The organism is Jatrophihabitans fulvus (assembly GCF_054781375.1).
Genome location: NZ_BAAGUN010000001.1, coordinates 737550 through 762512, shown reverse-complemented (window position 1 = coordinate 762512; position 24963 = coordinate 737550). Strand labels below are relative to the sequence as shown.

Annotated in this window: 22 protein-coding genes; 14 read left to right on the top strand and 8 right to left on the bottom strand. The window is 71.5% G+C overall.

The annotated features are described in order from the left end of the window. Positions 1–12 precede the first annotated feature (12 nt). A complete protein-coding gene (locus tag ACYVP9_RS03705; RefSeq protein WP_460603340.1) occupies positions 13–342 on the bottom strand; it encodes an oxidoreductase in 330 nt (109 codons plus the stop codon). A gap of 102 nt (positions 343–444) precedes the next feature. Here ACYVP9_RS03705 and lpdA point away from each other — a divergent pair, with 102 nt between their 5' ends. Genes lpdA through ACYVP9_RS03690 form a run of 3 tightly spaced genes read left to right on the top strand, consistent with a single transcriptional unit; the run spans position 445 to position 4327 of the window. Further along, entirely contained in the window at positions 445–1839 is a 1395-nt protein-coding gene (gene lpdA, locus ACYVP9_RS03700) for a dihydrolipoyl dehydrogenase (protein ID WP_460603339.1), read from the top strand. Beyond that, positions 1790–3439: a 2-oxoglutarate dehydrogenase, E2 component, dihydrolipoamide succinyltransferase gene (gene sucB, locus ACYVP9_RS03695; RefSeq protein WP_460603338.1), complete on the top strand. Its 1650-nt coding sequence runs from the start codon at positions 1790–1792 to the stop codon at positions 3437–3439. Before lpdA ends, sucB begins: the two co-directional genes overlap by 50 nt. Beyond that, positions 3440–4327: an epimerase gene (locus ACYVP9_RS03690; RefSeq protein WP_460603337.1), complete on the top strand. Its 888-nt coding sequence runs from the start codon at positions 3440–3442 to the stop codon at positions 4325–4327. It begins immediately after the preceding gene. A gap of 9 nt (positions 4328–4336) precedes the next feature. Here ACYVP9_RS03690 and ACYVP9_RS03685 read toward each other — a convergent pair whose 3' ends face one another. Continuing rightward, positions 4337–6415 (bottom strand): protein kinase domain-containing protein, encoded by a 2079-nt coding sequence (locus ACYVP9_RS03685; protein ID WP_460603336.1) that lies wholly within the window; start codon positions 6413–6415, stop codon positions 4337–4339. A gap of 158 nt (positions 6416–6573) precedes the next feature. On the opposite strand from ACYVP9_RS03685, the gene ACYVP9_RS03680 reads away from it, so the two are divergent. Then, positions 6574–7218: a hypothetical protein gene (locus tag ACYVP9_RS03680; protein WP_460603335.1), complete on the top strand. Its 645-nt coding sequence runs from the start codon at positions 6574–6576 to the stop codon at positions 7216–7218. A 33-nt stretch (positions 7219–7251) separates the two neighbouring features. Beyond that, entirely contained in the window at positions 7252–7980 is a 729-nt protein-coding gene (locus ACYVP9_RS03675; RefSeq protein WP_460603334.1) for a Type 1 glutamine amidotransferase-like domain-containing protein, read from the top strand. On the opposite strand, the gene ACYVP9_RS03670 is transcribed toward ACYVP9_RS03675, so the two are convergent. Continuing rightward, complete coding sequence (locus ACYVP9_RS03670) at positions 7981–10200, bottom strand: MMPL family transporter (RefSeq protein ID WP_460603333.1); 2220 nt, start codon at positions 10198–10200, stop codon at positions 7981–7983. A gap of 12 nt (positions 10201–10212) precedes the next feature. Then, positions 10213–12567 carry an MMPL family transporter gene (locus ACYVP9_RS03665; protein ID WP_460604281.1) on the bottom strand — a complete coding sequence of 785 codons (2355 nt, stop codon included), beginning with the start codon at positions 12565–12567 and terminating at the stop codon, positions 10213–10215. 183 nt (positions 12568–12750) lie between these two features. On the opposite strand from ACYVP9_RS03665, the gene lipB reads away from it, so the two are divergent. Together lipB and lipA are read left to right on the top strand one after the other, a co-directional pair. Continuing rightward, positions 12751–13410 (top strand): lipoyl(octanoyl) transferase LipB, encoded by a 660-nt coding sequence (lipB, locus tag ACYVP9_RS03660; protein ID WP_460603332.1) that lies wholly within the window; start codon positions 12751–12753, stop codon positions 13408–13410. Further along, positions 13407–14333, top strand: a complete 927-nt coding sequence (gene lipA / locus ACYVP9_RS03655; RefSeq protein WP_460603331.1) for a lipoyl synthase — start codon at positions 13407–13409, stop codon at positions 14331–14333. The genes lipB and lipA overlap by 4 nt, the downstream gene beginning before the upstream one ends. A 130-nt stretch (positions 14334–14463) precedes the next feature. Here the strand turns inward: lipA and ACYVP9_RS03650 are convergent, their stop codons facing one another. Further along, positions 14464–15204, bottom strand: a complete 741-nt coding sequence (locus tag ACYVP9_RS03650) for a C40 family peptidase (RefSeq protein ID WP_460603330.1) — start codon at positions 15202–15204, stop codon at positions 14464–14466. A 156-nt stretch (positions 15205–15360) separates the two neighbouring features. Here ACYVP9_RS03650 and ACYVP9_RS03645 point away from each other — a divergent pair, with 156 nt between their 5' ends. The 4 genes from ACYVP9_RS03645 to ACYVP9_RS03630 all read left to right on the top strand — a co-directional run bounded on the left by ACYVP9_RS03645 (position 15361) and on the right by ACYVP9_RS03630 (position 18615). After that, positions 15361–16122, top strand: coding sequence for a DUF4191 domain-containing protein (locus ACYVP9_RS03645; protein WP_460603329.1), 762 nt, complete (start codon positions 15361–15363; stop codon positions 16120–16122). Positions 16123–16129: 7 nt separating this feature from the next. Continuing rightward, positions 16130–16570 carry an RDD family protein gene (locus ACYVP9_RS03640; RefSeq protein WP_460603328.1) on the top strand — a complete coding sequence of 147 codons (441 nt, stop codon included), beginning with the start codon at positions 16130–16132 and terminating at the stop codon, positions 16568–16570. Positions 16571–16689: 119 nt separating this feature from the next. After that, positions 16690–18114, top strand: a complete 1425-nt coding sequence (gene glnA, locus ACYVP9_RS03635) for a type I glutamate--ammonia ligase (RefSeq protein WP_460603327.1) — start codon at positions 16690–16692, stop codon at positions 18112–18114. A 144-nt stretch (positions 18115–18258) separates the two neighbouring features. Next, positions 18259–18615, top strand: coding sequence for a VOC family protein (locus ACYVP9_RS03630; protein WP_460603326.1), 357 nt, complete (start codon positions 18259–18261; stop codon positions 18613–18615). Positions 18616–18618: 3 nt separating this feature from the next. Here ACYVP9_RS03630 and ACYVP9_RS03625 read toward each other — a convergent pair whose 3' ends face one another. From ACYVP9_RS03625 to ACYVP9_RS03615, 3 genes are all read right to left on the bottom strand, one after another. Continuing rightward, positions 18619–19458 (bottom strand): class I SAM-dependent methyltransferase, encoded by an 840-nt coding sequence (locus ACYVP9_RS03625; protein ID WP_460603325.1) that lies wholly within the window; start codon positions 19456–19458, stop codon positions 18619–18621. Between the two features lie 4 nt (positions 19459–19462). Then, entirely contained in the window at positions 19463–20278 is an 816-nt protein-coding gene (locus ACYVP9_RS03620) for a class I SAM-dependent methyltransferase (protein WP_460603324.1), read from the bottom strand. 78 nt (positions 20279–20356) lie between these two features. Continuing rightward, a complete protein-coding gene (locus ACYVP9_RS03615) occupies positions 20357–20644 on the bottom strand; it encodes a hypothetical protein (RefSeq protein ID WP_460603323.1) in 288 nt (95 codons plus the stop codon). A 130-nt stretch (positions 20645–20774) separates the two neighbouring features. Here ACYVP9_RS03615 and ACYVP9_RS03610 point away from each other — a divergent pair, with 130 nt between their 5' ends. From ACYVP9_RS03610 to ACYVP9_RS03600, 3 genes are all read left to right on the top strand, one after another. Continuing rightward, positions 20775–21617 carry an oxygenase MpaB family protein gene (locus ACYVP9_RS03610; protein ID WP_460603322.1) on the top strand — a complete coding sequence of 281 codons (843 nt, stop codon included), beginning with the start codon at positions 20775–20777 and terminating at the stop codon, positions 21615–21617. Positions 21618–21991: 374 nt separating this feature from the next. Continuing rightward, positions 21992–22567 carry a Pvc16 family protein gene (locus ACYVP9_RS03605; RefSeq protein WP_460603321.1) on the top strand — a complete coding sequence of 192 codons (576 nt, stop codon included), beginning with the start codon at positions 21992–21994 and terminating at the stop codon, positions 22565–22567. Between the two features lie 2 nt (positions 22568–22569). Next, positions 22570–24963, top strand: a complete 2394-nt coding sequence (locus ACYVP9_RS03600; RefSeq protein WP_460603320.1) for a carboxypeptidase regulatory-like domain-containing protein — start codon at positions 22570–22572, stop codon at positions 24961–24963.

Genomic DNA, 24963 nt, shown 5'->3' with positions numbered 1-24963 from the left:
CGTGGCGGGCGGTCAGACGGACGGGCCGCCCGACTTCTGCGCCTTCTGGCGGGCCGTCCACTCGCGCATGCGCCGGGGGTAGCCGACCACGGCGGCGTCGTACAGCGGGATCTTGTGCTTCTTCGCGAACGCGTGGGCGCCGTCCGGCCCGTCGACGCGGCGGCGGGTCCACTCGCCGTCGGCGGCCACGAGCACCACGGTGGTGTCGGTGAGGCTGGTGCGCGGCTCGACGTAGGCCTCGACGCCCGAGCGCGTCTCGAGGAACTCGGCGAGATGGCGCAGGTCGTCCGACGACCCGGTGCGCTGGATGCCCGGACGCCGCTTGCGCGTGAAGAGACCCACGGACGGCATCCTGTCAGCCCAAACCCGGGTGTGCGCAATGAAACGGCCGGGGTGGAAGGATGGGGTGCAGACGCCGGTCCCGTTCCGAAGAGGTGCAACGAAGTGGCTGACAAGCAGGTCGATCTGGTCGTTCTCGGTGGCGGCAGCGGTGGGTACGCCGCAGCGCTGCGCTCGGCCGAACTCGGCAAGTCCGTCGTGCTCATCGAGAAGGACAAGGTCGGGGGCACCTGCCTGCACCGCGGCTGCATCCCGACCAAGGCGCTGCTGCACGCCGGCGAGATCGCCGACAACACCCGCGAGAGCGCCCAGTTCGGCGTCAACGCCACGCTCGAGGGCATCGACATGGCGGGGGTGAACAAGTACAAGGACGGCGTCATCTCCAAGAACCACAAGGGGCTCGCCGGCCTGATCAAGGCGCGCGGCATCGAGACCGTCGAGGGCGAGGGCAAGCTCGTCGGCCCCAAGACCGTGCAGGTCGGGGACGACACGTACACCGGCGCGAACGTCATCCTGGCCACCGGCTCGTACTCCCGCTCGCTGCCCGGTCTCGAGATCGACCACCGCCGCGTGCTCACCAGCGAGAGCGCGCTGCAGCTCGACCACGTGCCCGAGTCGGCCATCGTGCTGGGCGGCGGCGTCATCGGCTGCGAGTTCGCGTCCGCGTGGACGTCGTTCGGCACCAAGGTCACCATCGTCGAGGCGCTGCCCCACCTCGTGCCCCTCGAGGACGAGTCCAGCTCCAAGCTGCTCGAGCGCGCCTACCGCCGCCGCAAGATCGACTTCAAGCTGGGCAAGCGCTTCGAGAAGGTCGAGTCGACCGACTCCGGCGTGACCGTCACGCTCGAGGGTGGCGAGACCCTCGAGGCCGAGATCCTGCTCGTGTCCGTCGGCCGCGGACCGGTGTCGCAGAACCTCGGCTACGAGGAGCAGGGCGTCCGCATCGAGCGCGGCTTCGTCATCACCGACGAGTTCCTGCGGACGTCCGTGGACGGCGTCTACGCCGTCGGCGACCTCATCTCCATCGGCGGCGAGCCGCACCTGCAGCTGGCCCACGTCGGTTTCGCCGAAGGCATCCTGGCCGCCGAGCACATCGCCGGCCTGCCGGTGGTGCCGATCGACTACGCCGGCGTCCCGCGCATCACCTACTGCCAGCCCGAGGTCGCCTCCGTCGGCCTGACCGAGGCGCAGGCGGCCGAGAAGTACGGCCAGGACGGCATCAAGACGGTCACGTACGACCTGTCCGGCAACGGCAAGTCGGCGATCCTCAACACCAAGGGCGCGGTCAAGCTGATCGCCGAGAAGGACGGCCCCGTCGTGGGCGTCCACATCGTCGGCGACCGCGTCGGTGAGCTCATCGCCGAGGCCCAGCTGATCTACAACTGGGAGGCGCTGCCCGGCGAGGTCGCGCAGCTCATCCACCCGCACCCGACCCAGTCCGAGGCGATCGGTGAGGCTCACCTGCTGCTCGCGGGTAAGCCCCTCCACGTCCACGACTGATCCTTCTCGACCCCACGCCTTTCCCGTCCCACCGCCTTTCCCGTCCCACCGCCTTTCCCGTCCCACCGCCTTGCCCGTCCCACCGCCTTCGAGAGCCAGGGAGTACCAGACAGCGATGTCGACGTCCGTGACCATGCCGCGCCTCGGTGAGAGCGTCACCGAGGGCACCGTGACCCGCTGGCTCAAGGCCGAGGGCGACCACGTCGACGCCGACGAGCCGTTGCTCGAGGTCTCGACGGACAAGGTCGACACCGAGGTCCCGTCGCCCGCCTCGGGCACCCTGCTCTCGATCAAGGTCCAGGAGGACGAGACGGTCGAGATCGGCGTCGAGCTGGCGATCATCGGCGAGGCCGGTGAGGACGGCGGTTCGTCGGACGACTCGTCCGGCGGCCAGGCCGAGGCGCAGGCCGAGCCGGAGCCCGAGCCGGAACCCGAGCCCGAGCCGCAGCCCGAGCCCGAGCCGGAGCCCGAGCCGGAGCCCGAGCCGGAGCCCGAGCCCGTGCAGGCGTCCGCGCCTGCCAGCGCCGAGCCGCCGAAGCAGGAGTCCGCGCCGCCGGCGCAGGCACCCGCCCCGCAGGCACCCGCCCCGCAGCAGGCCCCGGCGCAGTCGTCGTCCGACGACGAGGACGAGCCGGCCGGCACGTACGTGACCCCGTTGGTGCGCAAGCTCGCGAGCGAGCACGACGTCGACCTCGCGTCCGTCCAGGGCACCGGCGTGGGCGGACGCATCCGCAAGTCCGACGTCCTCGCCGCGGCCGAGGCGGCGAAGGACAAGGCCGCGGCCGCGTCGTCCGCTCCCACGCCGACGACCGCGGCCGCCCAGGGCGGCACCGACCGTCCGGACGCGGCGGCGACCGCGGCGGCCACCGTCACGCAGCAGCGCGGCAAGGTCGAGAAGATGTCGCGGATGCGGCAGGTCATCGCGACCCGCATGGTCGAGTCGCTGCAGATCTCCGCGCAGCTGACCACGGTCGTCGAGGTCGACGTCACCCGCATCGCGCGGTTGCGCGACCGGGCGAAGAAGGACTTCGAGGCCCGCGAGGGCGTCAAGCTGTCGTTCCTGCCGTTCTTCGCGGTCGCGGCGATCGAGGCGCTCAAGGCGCACCCGACGGTGAACTCCTCCGTCGACATGGACGAGAAGACGATCACCTTCCACGACTCGGAGCACCTGGGCATCGCCGTCGACACCGACCGGGGTCTGCTGGTGCCGGTGATCCACGACGCCGGTGACCTGAACCTGGCCGGGCTGGCCCGCAAGATCGCCGATCTCGCGGCCCGCACGCGCGACAACAAGGTGGCTCCGGACGAGCTGGGCGGCGGCACGTTCACGCTGACCAACACCGGCAGCCGCGGCGCGCTGTTCGACACCCCGATCATCAACCAGCCGCAGGTCGGCATCCTGGGCACCGGGGCGGTCGTGAAGCGGCCCGTCGTCGTCACCGACGACGAGTTGGGCGAAACGATCGCGGTGCGCTCGATGGTGTACCTGGCGCTGTCGTACGACCACCGCGTGGTCGACGGCGCCGACGCCGCGCGCTTCCTCGTGACGATGAAGGAGCGGCTCGAGGCGGGCGCGTTCGAGCAGGACCTGGGCCTGTAGGTGCGCATCGTCGTGGCCGGGGCGTCCGGCCTCATCGGGGCGCCGCTGAAACGGCAGCTGCGTGAGGCCGGGCACCAGGTCGACGTCCTGGTGCGCCACGAGACGTCCGAACCGGGCACCGACCGGTGGGACCCGGCGGCCGGACGTGTCGACCCGCAGTTCCTCGCCGGCGCGGACGTCCTGATCTGCCTGTCGGGCGTCAACGTCGGACGACGCTGGACGCAGAGCTACAAGCAGCAGATCGTGCAGTCACGCGTCGACAGCGTGGGCACGCTGTCACGGTCGTTGGCCGAGCACGGCGGACCCCGCCGGTTCGTGGTCGCGTCGGCGGTCGGCTACTACGGCGACACCGGCGACCGCCGCATCGACGAGTCGGCGCCGAACGGCGACGACTTCCTCGCCGGCGTGTGCCAGCTCTGGGAGGACGCCGCCCGACCCGCGGTCGAGGCCGGCGTCTCGGTCGCGCACCTGCGCACCGGGCTCGTGCTCGCGAAGGGCGGCGGCCTGCTCAAGCCGCTGTCGCTCGTGGTGAAGGCAGGAATCGGCGGCAAGCTCGGCTCGGGCAAGCAGTACATGCCGTGGATCTCGCTGACCGACGAGCTCGCCGCGATCGGGTTCCTCGTCGAGCACCCGGAGATCACCGGCCCGGTGAACCTCACCGGGCCCGAACCGGTCACGAACGCCGAGCTGACCAAGGCGCTGGGCACCGTGCTGCACCGTCCGACCGTGTTCCCGGTTCCGGCGTTCGCTGCGAAGATCGCGCTGGGTGAGTTCGCGTGGAACACCCTGACCGGCCAGCGCGCCGTGCCGCAGGTGCTGCTCGACGCCGGGTTCACGTTCGCCCACGCGGACATCGAGACCGCCCTGCGCGCCGAACTCGGACGCTGACACCGGTCGTCACGTCGTGCCGCCCACCGTCTGGGCGACGATGCGGACGCCACGCGCGCCGCGGGCCAGCTCGAGACGCACCGTGGTGGGCGGCACCGGGGCCACCACCCGGTCGCCGGCCGTGCCGCAGCGCAGCCGGGTCGACGGGATCGCCGCCCGCGCCGTGACGGCTGCGCGTGCGGACGTGACCACCCGCACCCGCACCCGGTTGTAGCGGGTGACCGCTCCCTCGAGCCCGCATCCCGCGGGGACGGTCCGGCGCAGGGTCGCCGCGTCGGTCGCCAGCAGGCGCGGCGAACCGTAGACGTCGGCCAGCAGCGCGAGGTCGCGGGTCGCGTAGGCGCGGGCCCGGGTGGCGTCGAGCGTGCGCAACGCCTGCCACCAACTGCCCTGCGCCGGGACGGGACCTTGCGGTCCCGGAACCGTCCGTGAGGACGGCGACGCGGACGGCGACGGCGCGGCGGTCCGCGACCCTGCCGGTGCGGGACGCGACGTGGCAGGCCCGGGCCGCGTCGCCTCACGCGACGTCGTGGTGTGCGGGGCGGACGCGACGGGCGCCGACCGCGCACCGGGTTCGGCGGCGGCGTCGAAGGGTTCGGTCACGCCCACGGCGATCGCGGCCCCGCAGGCCGCGGCCACGAGCAACGCGGAACCGACCGCGAGCGGGCGGCGGGAACGGCGCAGCGCCGCCGCGACCGGCGACCACAGGTTCGCGCCGCGGTCGGGCACGTGGGGCAGCTGCGGCCGGGGGCGCGGGCAGACCGCCCGGGTCGGCGGCACCCCGTAAGCAGTCGGTGCCACGCCGTCGGCACCGGACGCCACGCCGTCGGCACCGGACGCCACGCCGTACCTCGTCGGCGGCATGCCGTCGGCACCCGGCCTCGCCCCGTAGGCATTCGGCAGCGCCGCGTGACGCGGACCGTAGACCTCGCGCCGATCGGCGCGGCGGCCACTGCCGCGCCGGGCGCCGGCCACCGCCGCGCGACCGGCCCGAGCCACCTCGACGCGATCGGCAGCGCGGTCGGCCGCCCCGGGGGCACCGCACTCGCCGCGCCGATCGTCGGCGGTCGCCGGATGCCCGACGCCGGCGAACGGCGCGCGCCGCGGGGTGGCGAACGGGTCGGCGAGCCGGTCGTCCTCGTCGGCGACGGCCCGGACGTGGGCGTCGTTGCCTGCCGAGGGCGCGTCGCGGACGGGCGCGCGCGGTTCGGGGACGGGCGGCTGCGCGACGTGCTGCCGAGGCCGTCCCGCCGACAGTTCGACCGCGACGGGGGTGCCGCTGTGCCGCAGATCGAGGGCGAGGTCGGCGGCGCTGCAGCGGCGCCACGGTTGCACCGCGAGCGCGCCGGCGACGACGGCCGCCATGTCCGGCGGTGCCCCGGCCGCGACGATCGCGTCGGCCACGCCTTCGAGCCGGCCGAGCCGGGCCGCGGCGAGCGCCGCCTCGGCATCGCGACCCGTCCAGGGCGGGCGACCCGTCAGGGCGTGCAGCGCCACCGCACCGAGCATGAACACGTCGCTCGGCGGGGCCGGCACTCCCCCGAGCGCCACCGCCGGATCGACGTAGGCGGGCGTGCTCTCGGCGTCGATGTCGTCGCCGAGCAGCCGGGCCGTGCCGAGGTCGGCGAGCAGCGCCACACCGCCGGGGGTGAACAGCACGTTCGCGGGGCTGATGTCACCGTGCACCACGCCCTGCCGGTGCACGTACGCGAGCGCGGCAGCCACCGGCGCGATCGCGGTGATCACCTCGCCGGGCGACAGCCGTCCGCGGGCACGCAGCAGGTCGGCCAGCGAGCCGCCGTCGGCGAGGTCGAGCACGAGCACGACGGCGTCGTCCGCCCGCACGACGTCGTGCAGCCGCACCAGGTTGGGGTGGTCGAGCACCGTCAGCACCGCGGCCTCGGCCCGCGCCCGGCGGGCCTGCGCTTCGACGTCCGACCCCGGCTCGAGCGACAGGCGCTTCAGGGCCACGGCGTGACCGCTGGCCGTCGCCCGGGCCCGCCACACCTCGCCCGACGCCCCGCGCCCGAGCAGCCGCTCGACCTCGTAGCCGCGCAGGCGGAAGGCGGGGCGTTCGGACCGGGTCATGTCCCGACGCTAAGCCCGCCGACACCGGTGTCCGGGGTTGTCCACAGGACGGATCCCCGGAATCGCCGAGGCATGGTGTCGTCGAACGTCAACCCCTAGTGTTGCGCCGACGTGGCCGCAGGGGCGACGCACAGCACGCTCCCGGAGCGCACCTGCGGGTGTCGGCGCTGTCCTACGGCGGCGCGCTCCTCGTCCGCGCGAAGGGGCACCGGCTGACCACGTTCCTGCGCTACGTCAACGATCAGTCGCCGTCGTCCGTCGCGACCCGCAAGCGGCTGTTCGACTACGTCGATTACGTGGCTCCCGGCGCGAACGTCTGGGTGTTCCTTCCGCGCGGGAGCTACTTCGTCCTCGACGGGTCGTCGACCGACACGGTACGGCGGCAGGACGTCCGCACGATCCGTGTCACCGGGGCACCGCTCGACGCGGCCAGGCCGAGGTCGACGACCGTCACCCAGGACAAATCGGCGCACCTGCCGGCGTCGACGACAGCTGGACGCACGCTGCGCCTGGTCAACCGCAGCAGCACGAAGTTCATGAACGTGTACGTGCGCGAGGTCGCCCGCTCGGCAACGGGCGCACAGCTGCGTCGGGCGGTCAGCCAGCCGGACTTCGCGACGGTGCGGCGGTTGTCGGTGCGGTACGACGGCCCGCAACTCCTGCCGACGCAGGTCGGGCCCCTGCACAGTGCCGTCGTGCGCACGCCCTTGCTGTCGGGCCACCGGTACTTCGTCTTCACGAGCTATGCGCTGGCACGTGGCACGCTGCACCGCGGCGAGCTCGGTCTGTTGACCTTGCGGTGAGCCGGCGGCGGGCCGCTTCGTAGGCTCGGGACCATGCCTGCCGACGCCCCGACCATCCTCGCCACCTCCGGCGGACGCGTTTTGTCCGACCGCATCCGCTGGGAGTTCGGTCCGCTGACGCACCACGCCATCGAGCTGGCGGGCGTGACCGGACGCGCGCCGCGGGTGTGCTTCCTGAACACCGCGCTCGGTGACGAGTGGACGACGATCGGCGACTTCTACGACGCCGCGCGGGTGGCGAAGGTCGAGGCGACGCACCTGCGCCTGTTCCCGATGCCGAACGTCGCGGACGTCACCGAGCATCTGCTCGCCCAGGACGTCGTCTGGGTGTGGGGCGGCAGCGTCGCCGGACTGCTCGCGATGTGGCGGCTGCACGGCGTCGACGCCGCGATGCGCGCCGCCTGGGAGGCGGGGGTCGTGCTCACCGGCGTCAGCGCCGGCTCGATCTGCTGGCACGTCGGCGGCACCACCGACTCGTTCGGTCCCGACCTGCGCCCCGTGACGAACGGGCTCGCGCTGGTGCCGTTCAGCAACGGCGTGCACTACGACTCCGAGGAGCAGCGCCGTCCGCTGTTCCAGCAGCTCATCGCCGACGGCACGTTGCCGTCCGGCTACGCGACTGACGACGGAGCCGGGGTGCTGTACCGCGGCACCGAGTTCGCCGAGGCCGTGACCGAGCGCGAGGGAAAGCGTGCGTACCACGTCGAACGGGGTCCCGACGGCACTGCCGTCGAGACCCCGCTGGAGACGCGCCTGCTGTGACTAGCGGCCGCTGAGCGCGGGCTCGCGCGGCGTCGGCTCGGTCTCGGGCGGCTCGACCGACAGCTTCGGCGTCACCTTCTCGAGCCACCTCGGGAAGAACCAGTTGCGCTTGCCGAAGATCTGCATCAGCGAGGGCACCAGCATCGTGCGCAGCACGAACGCGTCGAGGAACACCGCGATGGCCAGGCCGCTGCCGAAGATCTTGATCGGACGCCCGGGCGTCAGCAGGAAGCCGAGGAAGACCGCGATCATGATGAGCGCCGCCGCCGTGATGATGCCGCCGGTCTCGGCCTGGCCGACGGTCACCGAGCGGCGGTTGTCGCGGGTGTGCACCCACTCCTCGTGCATGCGGCTGACGAGGAACACCTGGTAGTCCATCGATAGGCCGAAGAGGATCGCGAAGAGCATCACCGGGATCCACGCGTCGATCGGACCGCCCGGCCCGGCGCCGATGGCGTCCGACCACCAACCCCACTGGAAGATCGCGACGACGATGCCGAACGACCCGCCCGCGGCGAGCAGGTTCATCACCGCCGCCGTGAGCGGGACGACGAGGCTGCGGAACGCGATCATCAGCAACAGGAACGACAGGCCGACGACGACGCCGATGAACAGCGGCATCTTGCGGCCGAGCACCTCGGCGAAGTCGACGTTGATCGCGGTCGACCCGTAGGCGTAGATCTTGTTCTGCGTGCCGTCGTACAGCGGTGGGAACACGTCGTCGCGCAGATCGCGGACGAGCTGGTAGGTCTTCTCCGACTCGGGCGCGGTCGTCGTCTTGAAGGTGACGAACGCGATCTCCTTGCCGAGCGGTTGTGCCGCGACGCTCGAGTCGTCGACCCCGTCGGTCTGCTTCAGCCGCTGTTCCACCCGCTGCAGGAACTGGCGGTCGGACGCACCCGGACCGTCGATGACGGCCTCGAGCGTCGAGTTGTAGCCGACGCCGAACTCGCTGCTGATGAGGTCGTAGCCGGCGCGGGTCGTCGAGCTCTTCGGGTCGCTGCCCTGGTCGCTGGACCCGAGGTTCAGCGAGAAGAACGGAACGACCAGCGCGATCATCACCAGCCCCGAGCCGAGGGCGACCAGCACGCGGCGACGCTCGATGAACTTCGACCACCGCGCCCAGAAGCCGACCGGGGTGTCGTCGATGAAACGGCCCTCGCGCACCGCCGCCCGCTGCTTGCGGGGCAGCACCTTCAGCCCGAACAGGCTGAGCAGGGCCGGCAGCAGGGTCAGCGAGGCGGCCATCGTGAACGCGACCGCCAGCGCGGTGGCGACGGCCATGCCGTTGAAGAAGCTGACCCCGAGCGCGATGAGGCCGAGGATCGCGATGCAGACGGTGGTGCCCGCGAAGAGCACGGCCCGGCCGGACGTGTTGATGGCCGACACGATCGACTGCTCGACCGGCATGCCACGCCTGAGATTGCGCCGATGCCGCGTGACGATGAACAGCGCGTAGTCGACGCCGACACCGATGACCATCAGTTCGGCGAGGTAGGGGGTGATGTTCGAGACGTTGATGGCGTGGCTGAGCAGGTAGATGACACCCAGCCCGCCGACCAGCGCGACCAGCGCACTCGCGAGCGGAAGCACCGTGGCCGCGACGGTGCGGAACACCAGCGCGAGGATGACGAGCGCCGCGCCGAAACCGATGAGGACGGACAGCCCGGAGCCCTCGCTCTGCCCGATGCCCTGGAACGCCTGGCCGGTGAACTCGACGCGCAGGTCGGCGGTGCCGAGGCTCTTGAGCTGCTCGTACGCCTTCTTGAACTCGGACTGGTCGTACTGGCCGCTCTTCCACGTGATGATCGCGAGGGCCGTGGACGAGTCCTTGCCCGAGTTGAGCAGCTTCGGGTTGCCCGGCCCCGTCTTCCCGTCGGCGCAGGAGTACGAGCGCCACGGCGTCGCGATGAGCGTGACGTCGATCTTGGCGTCGCACAGCTTGCTCAGCGCCGGTGACAGCGACGCCGGCGCCCCCGTGAAGGCGCCCTTCTCGTTCTTCAGCACCATGGTGCCGGACGCGCCCGTCTGGTTCTCGAGCTTCGCGTCCTTGAGCAGTTGCGTGACCGTGGCGGTCTCGGTGTCGGGCAGGCTGAACGTGTCCTTGTAGGACGCTCCCCCGGCGGCGCTCGCGAGGCCCTGCACGGCCACGATGAGCACCAGCCACCCGACCAGCACCAGCCAGCGGCGGCGGATCGCGAACTCGGCGATCGTCTTCATTGCTTGAACTCCTCAGTCCTTCGCGGCGGCGGACGCCAGCTTCGAGGGCCACCAGATCTTCTTGCCGATGTCGGTGGCCAGGGCCGGCACCAGGATGGAACGCACGACCACGGTGTCGAGCAGCACGCCGAACGCGACCGTGAACCCGATCTGGGCCAGGAAGACGATCGGCAGCACACCCAGCACCACGAACGTGGCGGCGAGGACGAGCCCCGCGGAGGTGATCACGCCGCCGGTCACGGCGAGACCACGGACGACACCTTCGCGGGTGCCGTGTTCGACGGTCTCCTCACGCACCCGGGTCATGAGGAAGATGTTGTAGTCGATGCCCAGCGCCACGAGGAACACGAAGGCGAACAACGGGTAACCGGGATCGGCATTCACGAAGTCGAAGACGTGGTTGAAGAACAGCGCGCTGACCCCGAGGGACGCGAAGAACGACAGCACGACGGTCGCGATCAGGATGAGCGGTGCCACCAGCGCCCGCAGCAACAGCGCAAGAATGATCAAAATGACGATCAGGACGATCGGGATGATCAGGTTGCGGTCGTGGCGGGACGCGTCCTGCACGTCGAGGTTCGCCGCCGACTGGCCACCGACCAGCGCGTCGGCGCCGTCGACGGTGTCGAGCTTCGCTCGCAGTGCCTTGACGGTGTCGTAGGCCTGGGTGGAGTCGAAGCTCGACGTCAGCGTCGCGTCGATGAGGATCTTGCCGTTCTTCGGCGTCGCCGACACGAACGACGGCGGGCACTGCCCGGCGGTGACGCTCTGCCGGAACTGCGCGAGCTCGTCGGGCGACAGGTCTGCAATGGCGCCGTAGTTGAGGGCTCGGCACACCCCGTTCGGCGCGGACGACACCCCGTCGACCGACTTGGCCGCCGCGATGACGGCGTCGGCGGCGTCCGCGTTCGCGAGGATCTGCGCCGGCGCGCCCGCGCCCTTGCCCTGCGGGAAGGCGGCGTCGTAGGTCTCCTGCCCGACCACGGCGTCGGGCTTGGTGGTGAAGCCGTCCTGGGTCGACAGGCCGTCGGTCTTCAGGGTGATCACCGCGACGGCGCAGGCGACCAGCACGACTCCGGCGCCGATCCAGCTGCGCCGGGAGTTGTTCGAGAGCGCCTTCGCGAAGCGTCCCCACAGGCCATGGTTGGCCATGACGTCGGTGCGGTGGTCGAACTCGGGACGCTTCGGCCAGAACAGCCACCGTCCGTCGCTGATGCGGCGCTTGCGGAAGTCGAGCGCGAGCAGCACCCACCCGATGGGCGTCAGCCAGTGCACGAACCGTCCGACGAACAGCATCGACAGCGGCAGCAGGGTGAGCATCACCAGCACGGTGGCCCCGATGCCGATCGCACACACCGGACCGAGCCCCGCGGTCGAGTTCAGATCGGCGAGCGACAGGCACAGCAGGCCGACGATGACGGTCGCGGCGGACGCGGCGATCGGCTGCACGGTGCCCTTCCACGCCGCGATCATCGCGTCGACGGGGTTCTGGATGACGTGCAGCTCCTCACGGAACCGGCTGATGAACAGCAACGCGTAGTCGGTGCCGGCACCGATGACGAGGACCGACAGGATGCCCTGGCTCTGGCCGTCGAGGGTGATGACCTCGTTGTCGGCCAGGGGGTAGATCACCAGAGCGGAGATGCCGAGCGCCGTGACCGCACTGAACAGCGGGAAGAACCAGAGGATCGGGCTGCGGTAGACGAACAGCAGGATCACGATGACCACGAGGCCGGCCGCGAGCAGCAGGCTGGTGTCGAGGCCCTCGAAGGCGTCGATGAACGCGGTGAGCAGGCCGGTGGCGCCGGCCGGGTTGACCACGACGCCGTCGGAGTTGCCCTTCTTCGCGATGTCGAGGATCTCGTTCTCGCGGTCGACCAGCTGGGGTCCCTCGACCGTCTTGCCGTTCTCCTTGCCGACCAGCGGGACGGACACCGCGGCGACGTCACACTTCCCGTCACACTTCGCGAAGCTCGCCACCGCCGTGCCGTCGGCACTGAGCGACGGCACGGGGCGCAATTCGTCCGCCGAGACGCCCTTGACGTCCGCGAACTTGCGGATGTCGCCGACGATCTTGGCGTAGTCGTCCTGCGTGAGCCCGGCGTCCTTCTTGTAGACGACGAAACCGGGGATCGACTGCGCGCCGGTGAACGCGTCGGACGCGTCGGCGACCTTGGTCGAGTCGGCCGACTCGGGCAGGAACGACGAGCTGTCGTTCTTCTGGACGTCGCCGAGCTTGCCCTCGGCGGTGCCTCCGGGGCCGGCCAGCAGGAAGAACAGGACGCCGAGGGCGAGCACCACCCACACGCCCCACGGTCGGCGTTGTCGGGGTGGGTCGGGCCGCGTGGTGGGGGCCGGCTGGGTGATGGTCACGTCGTCTCCGGGTCGGGTTCTCGGCACGGGGGCTGCTGCCCGAACGGAGGGTTGCCGTCCGGGCCGAGCAAAAGGTATCGGGACCTCCGGACACGTCTCGATGGGTTTAAGCCCTGAATGACCCCTGACATTCGTCTGGGGGCAGCCCGGGCAGGGGTGCGGACTACCGTGGAGCACGTGACCGCGACCAGCACGACCGACGCCGGCACCCTGCAGATCGTCCGCGCCGGCCTCGTCCCGTACGAGCAGGCCTGGAGGCAGCAGCGCGAGATCCACGAGGCGGTGGCCGACGGCACCCGTCCCGGCACGGTCCTGCTGCTGGAGCACCCGTCCGTCTACACCGCCGGCAAGCGCACCGAGCCGCACGAGCGGCCGTTCGACGGCACGCCGGTCATCGACGTCGACCGCGGCGGCAAGATCACCTGGCACGGCCCGGGACAGCTGGTCGGCTACCCCATCCTGAAGCTGGCCGACCCGGTCGACGTCGTCGCCTACGTGCGCCGCGTCGAGGACCTGCTCATCGCGGTCTGCGCCGAGTTCGGCGTCACGGCCGGACGGGTCGAGGGCCGCTCGGGTGCGTGGGTGAAGGGCACGGACGGTCCCGACCGCAAGCTCGGCCAGATCGGCATCCGGGTCGCCCGCGGGGTGACGCTGCACGGGTTCGCGCTCAACTGCGACCCCGACATGAGCTACTTCGCCAACATGGTGCCCTGCGGCATCCCCGACGCCGCGGTCACGTCGCTGAGCCAGGAGACCGGACGTGACGTCACGGTCGCCGAGGTGCTGCCGGCCGTCGAGCGCCGCCTGCCCGCGCTGCTGAGTACCGTGGACTCGTGACCGCAGTACAGCCGGACGGGCGCCGCATGCTCCGTATCGAGCAGCGCAACGCCGAGACGCCGATCGAGCGCAAGCCCGAGTGGATCAAGACCCGGGCCCGCATGGGTCCCGAGTACACCGAGCTCAAGGCGCTGGTGAAGAACGAGGGCCTGCACACCGTCTGCCAGGAGGCGGGCTGCCCCAACATCTACGAGTGCTGGGAGGACCGCGAGGCCACGTTCCTCATCGGCGGCGACCAGTGCACCCGGCGCTGCGACTTCTGCCAGATCGACACCGGCCGTCCGCAGCCGCTCGACCGCGACGAGCCGCGCCGCGTCGCCGAGAGCGTCCGCACGATGCAACTGCGCTACGCGACCATCACCGGCGTCGCGCGTGACGACCTCGCCGACGGGGGCGCGTGGCTGTACGCCGAGACCGTCCGGCAGATCCACGAGCTGAACGAGGGCACCGGCGTCGAGCTGCTCGCCCCCGACTTCAACGCGATCCCCGAGCTGTTGGCCGAGGTCTTCTCCTCCCGCCCCGAGGTGTTCGCGCACAACGTCGAGACCGTGCCGCGCATCTTCAAGCGCATCCGCCCGGGCTTCCGCTACGAGCGCTCGTTGGACGTCATCCGCGCGGCGCGGGCGGACGGCCTGGTCACCAAGTCGAACCTGATCCTCGGCATGGGCGAGACCCGCGAGGAGATCAGCGAGGCGCTGGCCCAGCTCGTCGAGGCCGGGTGCGAGCTCATCACGATCACGCAGTACCTGCGCCCCTCGCCGCGGCACCACCCGGTCGAGCGCTGGGTCAAGCCCCAGGAGTTCGTCGAGCTGCGCGAGGAGGCCGAGGAGCTCGGCTTCGCCGGCGTCATGAGCGGGCCGCTCGTCCGCTCGTCCTACCGCGCCGGACGGCTTTACGACCAGGCGATGGCCGCCCGCGGCTGACCCTCCCCCTCCCGCCGGGCTGACTGGCACGTTCCCTCGCTGACTGGCGACCTTTGGTCGTCCAGTCATGAGTGGACGTCGCCAGTCATTGCGCGACCCTGCCAGTCGGCGGCCGGGGCCGGACGCGGCGTCAGCCGACGTAGTGGCCGTAGGTGACGTTCGAGGACCAGATGTTCTGGTAGACGATGCCGTCGCGCGGGGTCGCGGCGGCGACCTGCTTGTGGCCGCCGGCGTAGATCGCGACGTGGAAGATGCCGCCGCCACCGTGGTAGAAGACCAGATCGCCCGGACGGGCGGCAGCGGCCGACACCTTGCGCATGCCGCGCATGGCGGCCTGCGAGTTCGTGTTGTGGGGCAGCGTCGCGACCTTGGCCACGCCGTAGACGTACTTGGTGAAGCCCGAGCAGTCGAAGCCCCGGCGCGGCGACGCGCCGCCGTCGACGTAGCGCGCCTTGCCGACGTAGCGCTTGGCGATGCTGACGATCTGCGAGCCCGACGGCGGGGTGTACTGCTTCACCGCCTGGCCCGACAGGGCGGTCTTCGTCCGTCCGATGCCGAAGCTCTTCGCCTGCACCGACGCGACCTTGCGCGTCACCGTGAAGGTGTGCTGGAAGCGGTGGTTCGGCAGGTTCGCGATCGCCCGTCCGAGGTAGACGCCTCCGGCGTAGATGCGGACGCCGATCGTGCGGCTGCGGTCGCGCGAGTCGTAGGCCCAGCCGCGGACGGACAGCCGGTGCGCCGACTGGTTCTGCACCGCGACGGTGACGTCCCCGCGGGGACCCCCGGCGGCGGACGCGACGGGCGCGCCCGCGACGAGGACGGTGGTGGTGGCGGCGGCTGCGCCCATCAGGGCGACGGCACGACGGAGCACGGACAACCTCCGGGTGGGGGACGGAGTCGAACACGCCGGCGGCGGCACGAAGGTCCGAGTATGCATAACGGAACGGTGACGAGGCAAACGCAGAGCTAACACGGATCCCACGCCCGCGCCCTTGGGGCGTTCGCGGCGGCAACTACGATCGGAGCCATGGCAGCGTCCGGCAAGAAGGCAGCGAAACCGAAGCTCACCAAGGAGCAGAAGTCGGCGCTGCGCGCGGCGAAGAAGCAGAAGCGGCGCGAGACCTTCAGCAACCTCAAGCAGGCCTTCACGCTGACCCGTCAGCAGGACCCGAAGTTCCTGCCCTACCTGATCGGCTTCACCGTCGTGACGGCGGCGGTCGTCTACGCGCTGGGCCTGATCATCACCGACTCCGTGGTGGTGCCGATCCCGATCGCGCTGCTGCTCGCGATCTTCGTCGGCATGCTGGTGTTCTCGCGCCGGGCGCAACGCTCGATGTTCGCGCAGGCCGAGGGACAGGCGGGCGCCGCCGGCTGGATGCTGCAGCAGAACCTGCGCGGTGACTGGCGGCTGACCCAGGCCGTCGCCGGCACCACGCACCTCGACGCGATCCACCGCCTGGTCGGACGGCCGGGCGTCGTGCTGGTCGCCGAGGGCGCGCCGCACCGGCTGCGCGGGCTCATCGCGCAGGAGAAGAAGCGCACCGCCCGCATCGTCGGCGACACCCCGATCTACGACGTCACCGTCGGCTCGGGCGAGGGCGAGATCCCGCTGTCGAAGCTCAACCGGCACCTGCTGAAGCTTCCGGCGAACCTCTCAAAGGAGCAGGTCAACGCCCTCGAGAAGCGGCTGCAGGCACTGGGCGGCGCGAAGTCCCCGCTGCCGCAGGGCCCGATGCCGCAGGGCGCGAAGATGCGCAACGTGCAGCGCACCGTCCGCCGTCGCACCTGAGGCGGCCGTGACCTCACCCTCCCACCAGCCGCAGAAGTACAAGGGCGAGCGCCTCGGCCTGCCCGACGCAGGCGTCGGTTCGCTCGCCCCCACCGGCCCGCGGGTGCTCGCGTTCCTCGTCGACGCGCTGATCGCGACCGTGATCGCCGCACTGTTCGTGCGCGGCGGCGGGGGCGGCGGGTTCGCCGACCAGCTCCCCCGCTCCTGGAGCCTGCTGCCACTGGCGGTCGACTACGTGGTCGGCTGCCTGTTCTTCGGGCGGACGCTCGGCATGTACCTGTTCGGGCTGCGGCTCATCCGCGTCGACCGCAACGAGGCGGTCGGGCCGGGCCGCATCCTGTTGCGCACGCTGCTGCTGTTCCTGCTCGTCCCCGCCGTGATCTTCGACCGCGACAACCGGGGCCTGCACGACCGCTTCACCGACACCGCGGTCGTCCGCGGCAAGTGACCCGCACCACCCGTCCGGATCGCCGGATTTGCGGGGTCGGGGACCGTCCCGGTCACCTCCCTGAAACAATCCGGACGTAGCGTCGCCGCCGATTCCCCAATCGCCTATCCGGAGGTCTGATGTTCACCAGCCCCGACGAGGTCCTGAGCTTCGTGAAGAACGAGAACGTCGAGTTCATCGACGTCCGCTTCACGGATCTCCCCGGCCAGCAGCAGCACTTCAACGTGCCCGCGGCCACCTTGCCCGAGGACTTCTTCACCGAGGGCGCCATGTTCGACGGCTCCTCGATCCGTGGCTTCGCCGCGATCCACAAGTCCGACATGAAGCTGATCCCGGACCCCGAGACCGCCTTCGTCGACCCGTTCCGCCGCGCCAAGACGCTCAACCTGAACTTCTCGATCGTCGAGCCGCGCACGGGTGAGCCCTACGAGCGCGACCCGCGCCAGGTGGCCAAGAAGGCCGAGGAGTACCTGAAGACGACCGGCATCGCCGACACGTCGTACTTCGGTCCCGAGGCGGAGTTCTACGTCTTCGACGACGTCCGCTTCGAGACCGCGCAGAACCGCGGGTACTACCACATCGACTCGATCGAGGGCGCCTGGAACACCGGTCGCGTCGAGGAGGGCGGCAACCGCGGCTACAAGACGCGCTACAAGGGCGGCTACTTCCCGGTGCCCCCGGTCGACCACTACGCCGACCTGCGCGACGAGATGAGCACCGCGCTCATCAACGCCGGTTTGAAGCTGGAGCGGGCGCACCACGAGGTGGGCACCGCCGGCCAGGCCGAGATCAACTACGAGTTCAACACGCTGCAGAAGGCCGCGGACGACGTCCAGAAGTTCAAGTACATCATCAAGAACGTCGCCTGGGCCGCGGGCAAGACGGCCACCTTCATGCCGAAGCCGCTGTTCGGCGACAACGGCTCGGGCATGCACTGCCACCAGTCGCTGTGGAAGGACGGCTCGCCGCTGTTCTACGACGAGCTCGGCTACGCCGGCCTGTCCGACACGGCGCGCTACTACATCGGCGGCCTGCTGCACCACGCGCCGTCGCTGCTCGCCTTCACCAACCCGACGGTGAACAGCTACCACCGCCTGGTGCCGGGCTTCGAGGCGCCGGTCAACCTGGTCTACTCGGCCGGCAACCGTTCCGCCTGCATCCGCGTTCCCATCACCGGCACGTCGCCGAAGGCGAAGCGCATCGAGTTCCGCGTGCCCGACCCGTCGGCGAACCCGTACCTGGCGTTCTCGGCGATGCTGATGGCCGGCCTGGACGGCATCAAGAACAAGATCGAGCCGGCCGCGCCCGTCGACAAGGACCTCTACGAGCTCCCGCCGGACGAGCTGGCCTCCATCGCGCAGGTGCCGGGTTCGCTCAATGCGGTGCTCGACCGGCTCGAGGCCGACCACGAGTACCTCACCGAGGGCGGCGTCTTCACCGAGGACCTCATCGAGGCCTGGATCGGGTACAAGCGCGCCAACGAGATCGACCCGATCCGCTTGCGCCCGCACCCGCACGAGTTCGAGCTGTACTACGACGTCTGATCTACGACGTCTGATCGTTGTTCGGCGGCGGCCCCGGGACCTGTCCCGGGGCCTTCGTCGTGCCGGGGGGCTGTTTGCCGGTCCGGCGTTCGGGCACGTCCTTGGTGAGCGACGGCGAACGCCGTCCGTGGATCGGAGGACGACATGGCTTCTGGAGTGGCGACGGTGTGGGTCCCGGTGACCGACATGGACCGTGCGGTGCGGTTCTACGAGGGCACGCTCGGGTTGTCGGTGAAGAGCCGGGAGGGCGACGACTGGTCGGAGATCGAGGCGGACGGCCTGACGATCGGGCTCAACGGACGCGAGACGGCGGCCGAGGGCGGGCACGGCGGCGCGGTGATCTCGTTCCGTCCGGACGGCGACATCGAGGACGAGGTCTCGCGGCTGCGCGAGGCCGGCGTCGAGTTCACCGGCGAGATCAGCGACCACCCGTGGGGACGCATCGCGCCCTTCCGCGACAGCGAGGGCAACGACCTGCAGCTCTACGCACCGCCTGCGTGACGATCAGATCGTGATCAGCATGACCTCGTGCTCGAACACGTACCCGCCGGTGTCGGTGCGGCAGCCGGCGAGGTAGTCGCCGAGCACGGGCGCGGCCTCCATCTCGTCGAGTCCGACGGTGTCGTCGAAGGCGCACCGCTGCAGGAAGCCCTCGGCGACGGCGCGGTCGTCCGTCCCGCTCGTGTATATGACGGTGCGGGTGCGGACGTTCGCGCCTGCGGCGCCGAGCGCGTCCGCGACCTGCTCGGCCGTCGTGTACGGCGTCGCGGCACGGACGCCGGCGCGGAACGCGTCGTAGAACGCAAGGTAGTGCGAGCGCGCTGTGGCCTGGGCGACGAAGCCGAGGCCACCGGGTCGCAGCGCGGCGACGAAGCGCGCGGCGCCGCGGGCGAGTTCGTCCGGCGGCAGGGCGTACAGCGCATGCGTCGCCCACACCACGTCGTACGGCCCGGCGCCGGCCGGCAGGTCCTGCAGCGTGACCTGGTGCTCGTCCCCCGCCCGGAACGGCGGACGCAACTGCGCGCGGGCCTCGGCGAGGCTGAACGCGGACGGGTCGAGCAGGTCGTACGTGAGCTCGGGCAGGTCCGACAGGTCGCAGTACCGCTGCAGCGCGGACGGGAACTTGCCCGACCCGCACGCGACGTCCAGCAGTCGCCAGCCCGGGCGGGCGAGCGCGCCGAGCGTGGCCGGCCAGTCGTCGGCGAGCGCGAGCTGCCGGTAGTCCTCGATCGCGAGGACGTAGAAGTCCTCCATCTCGGCGCGGCCGGCCTCGCTCCAGTGCTCGAGGCTGCGGGCGGCGGTGTCGTCAGCGGTGTCGTCCGCGGTGTCGTCGGCGGTGCTCATCCGCTCATCCTGCTGGAGCAACCCCGTCCGGTCGGTGCGCGACCACGACCAGACCGGCGAGGTCCCCGGTCACCCGTCCCGGCCCGAGGTGGTGCGTCATCCGCTCACCCACCGCCCGGGTCAGCTCGTCGAGCGGTCCGAGTCGCTCGAGGCCGAAGCGCAGCGGTGTCCCGAGACAGAACCCGACCGCCAGGTCGTCGGCGGACGCGGCCGTCCCCCGCACCACGTGCCGCCGGATCTGCTCGCACTCGAGGCCGCCGGCGACGACGTCGGACCGGATGAGACCGGCATCGTGATAGCCGTGCGGCACCTGTTCGACGAAACGCGGCGCCTGGCTGCCGAACAGGTCGTGCAGTGCCGCGACGAGGGCGGCCGGAAAGGGCGAGGCCGCCACGTCGTCCCAGACGCAGAACACCAGGTGCCCGCCGGGTCGCAGCACCCGCGCCGCCTCCCTGACCGCTGCCGGGCGGTCGGGGAAGAACATCCACCCGAACTGGCACGCGACGACGTCGAACGCGTCGGACGGCAGGGGCAGCGCCTGCGCGTCGGCGGTCGTCCACTCGGCCGCACCGACCCTGGACGATCCGAACGACACCATGTCGGCGTTGAGGTCCGTCGCGACGAGGCGCGCGGCGGGCACTCGGCGGACGAGTTCGGCGGTGAGCACCCCGCTGCCGGCGGCGAGTTCGAGCACGTCACTCGGCGCGTACCCGGCGACGGCGTCGCTCATGACACCGGCCCACGGCGCGAACAGCGAGGGCCCCAGGCAGCGGTCGTAATGACCGGGCATCGAGTCGTACCACCCCGCGGCGCTCGTCATCACGGCAGCATGGGCGCTCGCGCGGTGCGCGTCAGCCCCGGCGCGCGGATCGGGCAGGGGGACGCCGCCTCGCGGTGGTCAGCCCGGCGCCTCGACCCCGTGGCCCGGCAGGGCGCCGGTCTGCACGACGTAGGACGCGAGCGCCTCGACGTGGCCGTCACGGGTCAGTTCGTCGCAGGCGCGCTCCCAGGCCTCGGTGGCCTCGAGCTCGGTCCAGCCGGGCGAGCGCGCGAGCAGCACCCCGATGGCGATACCGACCTCGCGGGCCTGGCGCAGTTCGGCGCGCAGGCCCGCGATGACGAGGTCACGCTCGCGCAGACGGTCCTCGAGCGCGGCCACGGTCGGGACGTCGTCGTCCTGCGGCACGGTGTGCTCCCCCGGTTGGTCGATGCGGCCCCGTCCGACGCTAGGAGCGTCACGACCGGCCGACCACACCCTTGGGGAGGTAGCGTCTGCGCGCCGCGCCTCGTTACCACCCGCGGCGCACCATGGACGGATGGAGATCGCGCCGTCGGGCGACACCGCGGACGTCGGCCTGTTCGGACCCGACTCGGTGACGTGGCGCGTGCACGGCGATCCGTCGATGCTCCTCGCGGGCTTCCGGGCGCTGATGCTGCAGGCGGTCCATCCGCTCGTGATGGCCGGCTTCGACGACAACTCGTTCTTCCGCGGCGACCCGTGGGGACGGCTGCGCCGCACCGGCGAGTGGGTCGCGACGATCACCTACGGCACCACCGCGGACGCGCAGCAGGCCGGGGCCGGCCTGCGCCGGCTGCACGCCTCGCTGGCTCCCGGCGTCGAACCGGAGTCGGGCGAGCCCTACCGGGTCGACGACCCGGACCTGCTGCTGTGGGTGCACTGCACCGAGGTCGAGTCGTTCCTGTCGACCTACCGGCGCAGCGGCGGCACGCTCGGCCCGGGCGACGGTGACCGCTACGTCGACGAGATGCGCGCCAGCGCGGCTCAGGTCGGACTCGACCCGGCCGACGTCCCCCGGTCCGAGCGGGAGATCGCCGACTACTACGACCGGGTCCGTCCGTCGCTGCGGGTCACCCGGGTCGCCCGCCGCAACGTGCTGTGGGGGTTCGCTCCCCCGATGCCGCGCTGGGTCTCGCTCGCCACGCCGGCCCGTCCGGCCTGGGCCTCGATGGTTGCCGTCGCCGGTGCGATGCTGCCGCCGTGGGCACGGCGGCTCTACGGGTTGCCCGCGCTGCCCACCACCGATCCGGTGGCGAGCCTGGCCGGCCGGGTGGTCCGGCGCACGGCACTGACCCTGCCCGACCGCGTCATGCAGAGTCCCGCGTACCGCGACGCGCTGGCCCGGGTCGCGGCCGCCTGAGGTCATGTCGTCGCGGGTCGCGCCGGCGCTCCGCGCCCGAGCGGCTCGTGCGGGCACCTGGTTCGTCGCCCGCGGGCATCACCCTGGGGACGCGGGCCGCCGGCCACCGCGAGGACCTGCTGTGGGCGGTGACCGAAACCGGCATCGGGTAGCGCGGGGCTGAGAGCACCCCGCCGCCGAAAGTCCCGATTCGGGGTGAAAAGGGCCCCGACTGAGCGCGGAAGGACCTGTAAATCGGGCATTGTGCCCGTGTGTGTTGACCGCTAAACCACGCTCGGAAAGACTGCGTGAGCATCCGGATTCGGGCCGGGGTGCGTGATGCTCCCGGGCGGCCCCGAAGCCGTCGCGGGAGCGGGATCGAGGGACTCGCAGCGATGTTCATCCGCTTGGTGGACGACAGCCTGGAGCACATGCTCCGCGCGGAGCTGCCCTTCCCCGAAGAAGCCGGTGACGTGAGTTTCGACGTGCCGAGTTCGGCGTGGGCCGGTTCGGTCACGCGCCCCACCGTGAACCTGTTCCTGTTCGACATCTCCCGCAGCTCGCAGCCCAACCGCTTCACCCGTCGCGCGTCCGCCGAGGACGGCCGCACCGAGCGCCGCAAGCCGCAGCCGATGATCGAGCTGAACTACATGATCAGCGCCTGGGTGGGCAACGACCCGCGCGAGTCGCACCAGCTGCTCGGCGAGGTGCTCAGCCGCTTCGCCGCCCGTGACGCGCTGCCGGCCGAGTACGTCGCCCCCGAACTCGAGGCGCCGATCCTCATCTCGTTCGTCGAGGACGACCGGCACCGCGCCCGCGACATCTGGAACGGCGCCAACAACTCGCTGCAGGCCGGGTTCTCGATGCACGTCACCGTCCCCGCCGACACGTTCGGCTGGACCCTCGAGCCCCGCGGCGTGACCATGATCCAGGCCGGAGCGGCCCCGACGGTCCCCGCGGGATCCGACTGACCATGCGCGTCTCCTCCGAGTCCACGTCGCTCGCGGTCAGCCCCGGCGAGTCGACGGCGCTGACGATCGACGTCCGCAACACCGACGACGTCATCGCCGGTGTCAGCGCGAACGTGATCGGCCTCGCCACCGAGCACGTGACCTCCGAACCGCGGATGCTGCCGCTGTTCCCCGACTCGTCCGGCACGCTGCGGGTCGACCTCGCCGTGCCGCGCGCGCACCCGGCCGGACGCCACTCCCTCACCGTCGAGCTCGTGTCGCACGGCACCGCCGGACCGCCCGACTACCTGGACGTCGACCTCGACGTCGCCGCCGATCCGGGGCTGCGCCTCACCGCGCGCCCCCGCGTGGCCCGCGCCCGCCGCAGCGCCCGCTACGTGCTCGAGCTCGTCAACACCGGCAACGTCCCGCTCGACGTCACGCTGAAGGGCGTCGACGTCGACCGCCGCACCGAGGTGACGTTCACCCCCGAGCGGCGCCGGGTCGAGCCGGGCACGATCGTGCCGATCCTGGTGCGGGTCAAGGGCCCGCGCATGATCTTCGGCTCCGAGACCGAGCGTGCGGTCAGCGTCGAGGCCCTGGCACGGCAACTGCTGCCGGGCGTCGCACCCGCGCTCCCGCCGGCCGAGCCGACCCAGGAGGAGCTCGCCGACCGCTGGGTCAGCAGCTTCGTGCCCGACGAGCCCGCCGAGAACGATCCCGTCCTGCCGGCGGAGCCGATCGCAGCCGGCGAGCTGAAGCGCACCGTCGTCGTCCGCCTCAAGCAACGCGCCCTCATCGGCCGCGGCCTGCTGACGATCCTGATCCTCATGGGCATCCTCGCCCTCTGGGCGGGCGCGTTCCTGTTCGGCCTGCTCAAGGTGTTCGCCGACGACCCGGTGACCAAGCAGGCGCCGGCCTCGTTCTTCGCCAGCCTGCCCGAGAAGGACGGCGGCAAGGGCGGCGCCGGCGGTGCCGCGGGCAACGGCGCCGGCGCGGCCGGTGCCGACGTCGCCCCCGCCGGCGCCCTCGACAAGTCCGGCCAGATGCCCCCGGGCACGGGCGCGACGGTGAAGGGCCGGGTCGTGGGCAAGGCGGACAGCCGTCCGGTCGGCCGCATCCTGGTGACCGCCTACCGACTCGGCCGCGACGGCAAGCTGGTCGCCGCCAGCAGCGCGGCGACGCAGAGCGACGGCACCTACGCGCTGGCCGGGCTGTTCCCGACCCAGTACCGCATCAAGTTCAGCCGCGACGGCTTCGACACCGTCTGGTTCCCGGGCCGCACGGCACAGGCGCAGGCGCAGTGGGTCGCGGCCGACCCGCAGGCCACCAAGGCCGGCGTCAACGCCGTCATGACGGGTCACAAGGCCACCATCTCGGGGCTCGTCGACGACGGCAGTTCGTCCGTTCCGCCGCGCACGAAGGTGACCGCGCGGCCGCTGCTGGGCGCGTCGACGGGCACGGTCGCGGCGTCGGCGACGACGAACGCCGCCGGCGCCTACAAGCTGGTCGGCCTCGCCGCGCCGGCGAGCTACGAGCTCACCTTCCAGACGCCCGGTTACCAGCCCAGCACGCTGACCGAGACGGTCTCCGGCGGCGACCGCCGCATCGAGCCGACCGTGCTGCTCGGCGCGAACCAGGGCAGCATCACCGGCCTGGTGACCTCCGGCGGCCAACCGCTGGGCGGCGCGACGGTGAGCACCACCGTCGACGGCCGCAAGATCACCGTCGGCACGCCGACGACGGGCCAGGTCGGCCGGTTCGTCATCAGCGGGCTGCGCACCCCCGACACCTACGTCGTCACCGTCTCCAGCCCCAAGCGCGGAACGGTCACGCGCGTCGTGGCGCTGAAGGCCGGCCAGCAGTCGGCCGACCTGACGGTCGCGCTGCGGGCGGGCGACAACAGCCTGCTCGGGTCGGTCAAGGACACGAACGGCGACGGCATCGGCGGTGCGACGGTCACGGTCACCGACAGCTCCGGCGGTCCGGCGCTGTCGACATCCACCCTCACCGGCGGCACGGACAAGGGCAGCTTCATCATCAACGGCGCGTCCGGCGGGAGCCTCACCATCACGGCCAGCGCGCCGAACTACGAGTCGGCGACGGTGGTGACGACGGGGTCCGGTCCGACTCCGCCCATCGTGCTGCGGCAGGCCTCGGGGACGCTGACGGGCATCGTCCGCGCAGGAGGGAACCCGGCCGCCGGCGCGGCCATCAGGGCGACCAACGGGCTCACGACGTACACGACCACGGCGAACTCCTCCGACGGGCGGTACACGCTGTCGGGATTGCCGGGCGGCACGTACAGCGTCACCGCCACCCTGGCCGGTTACCAGCAGAGCACCGCGATCGTGACGCTCGAGAGCGGCGGCCGGGCCACCGCCGGGCGTCTCGTGCTGCCGAAACCGGAGCGGTGA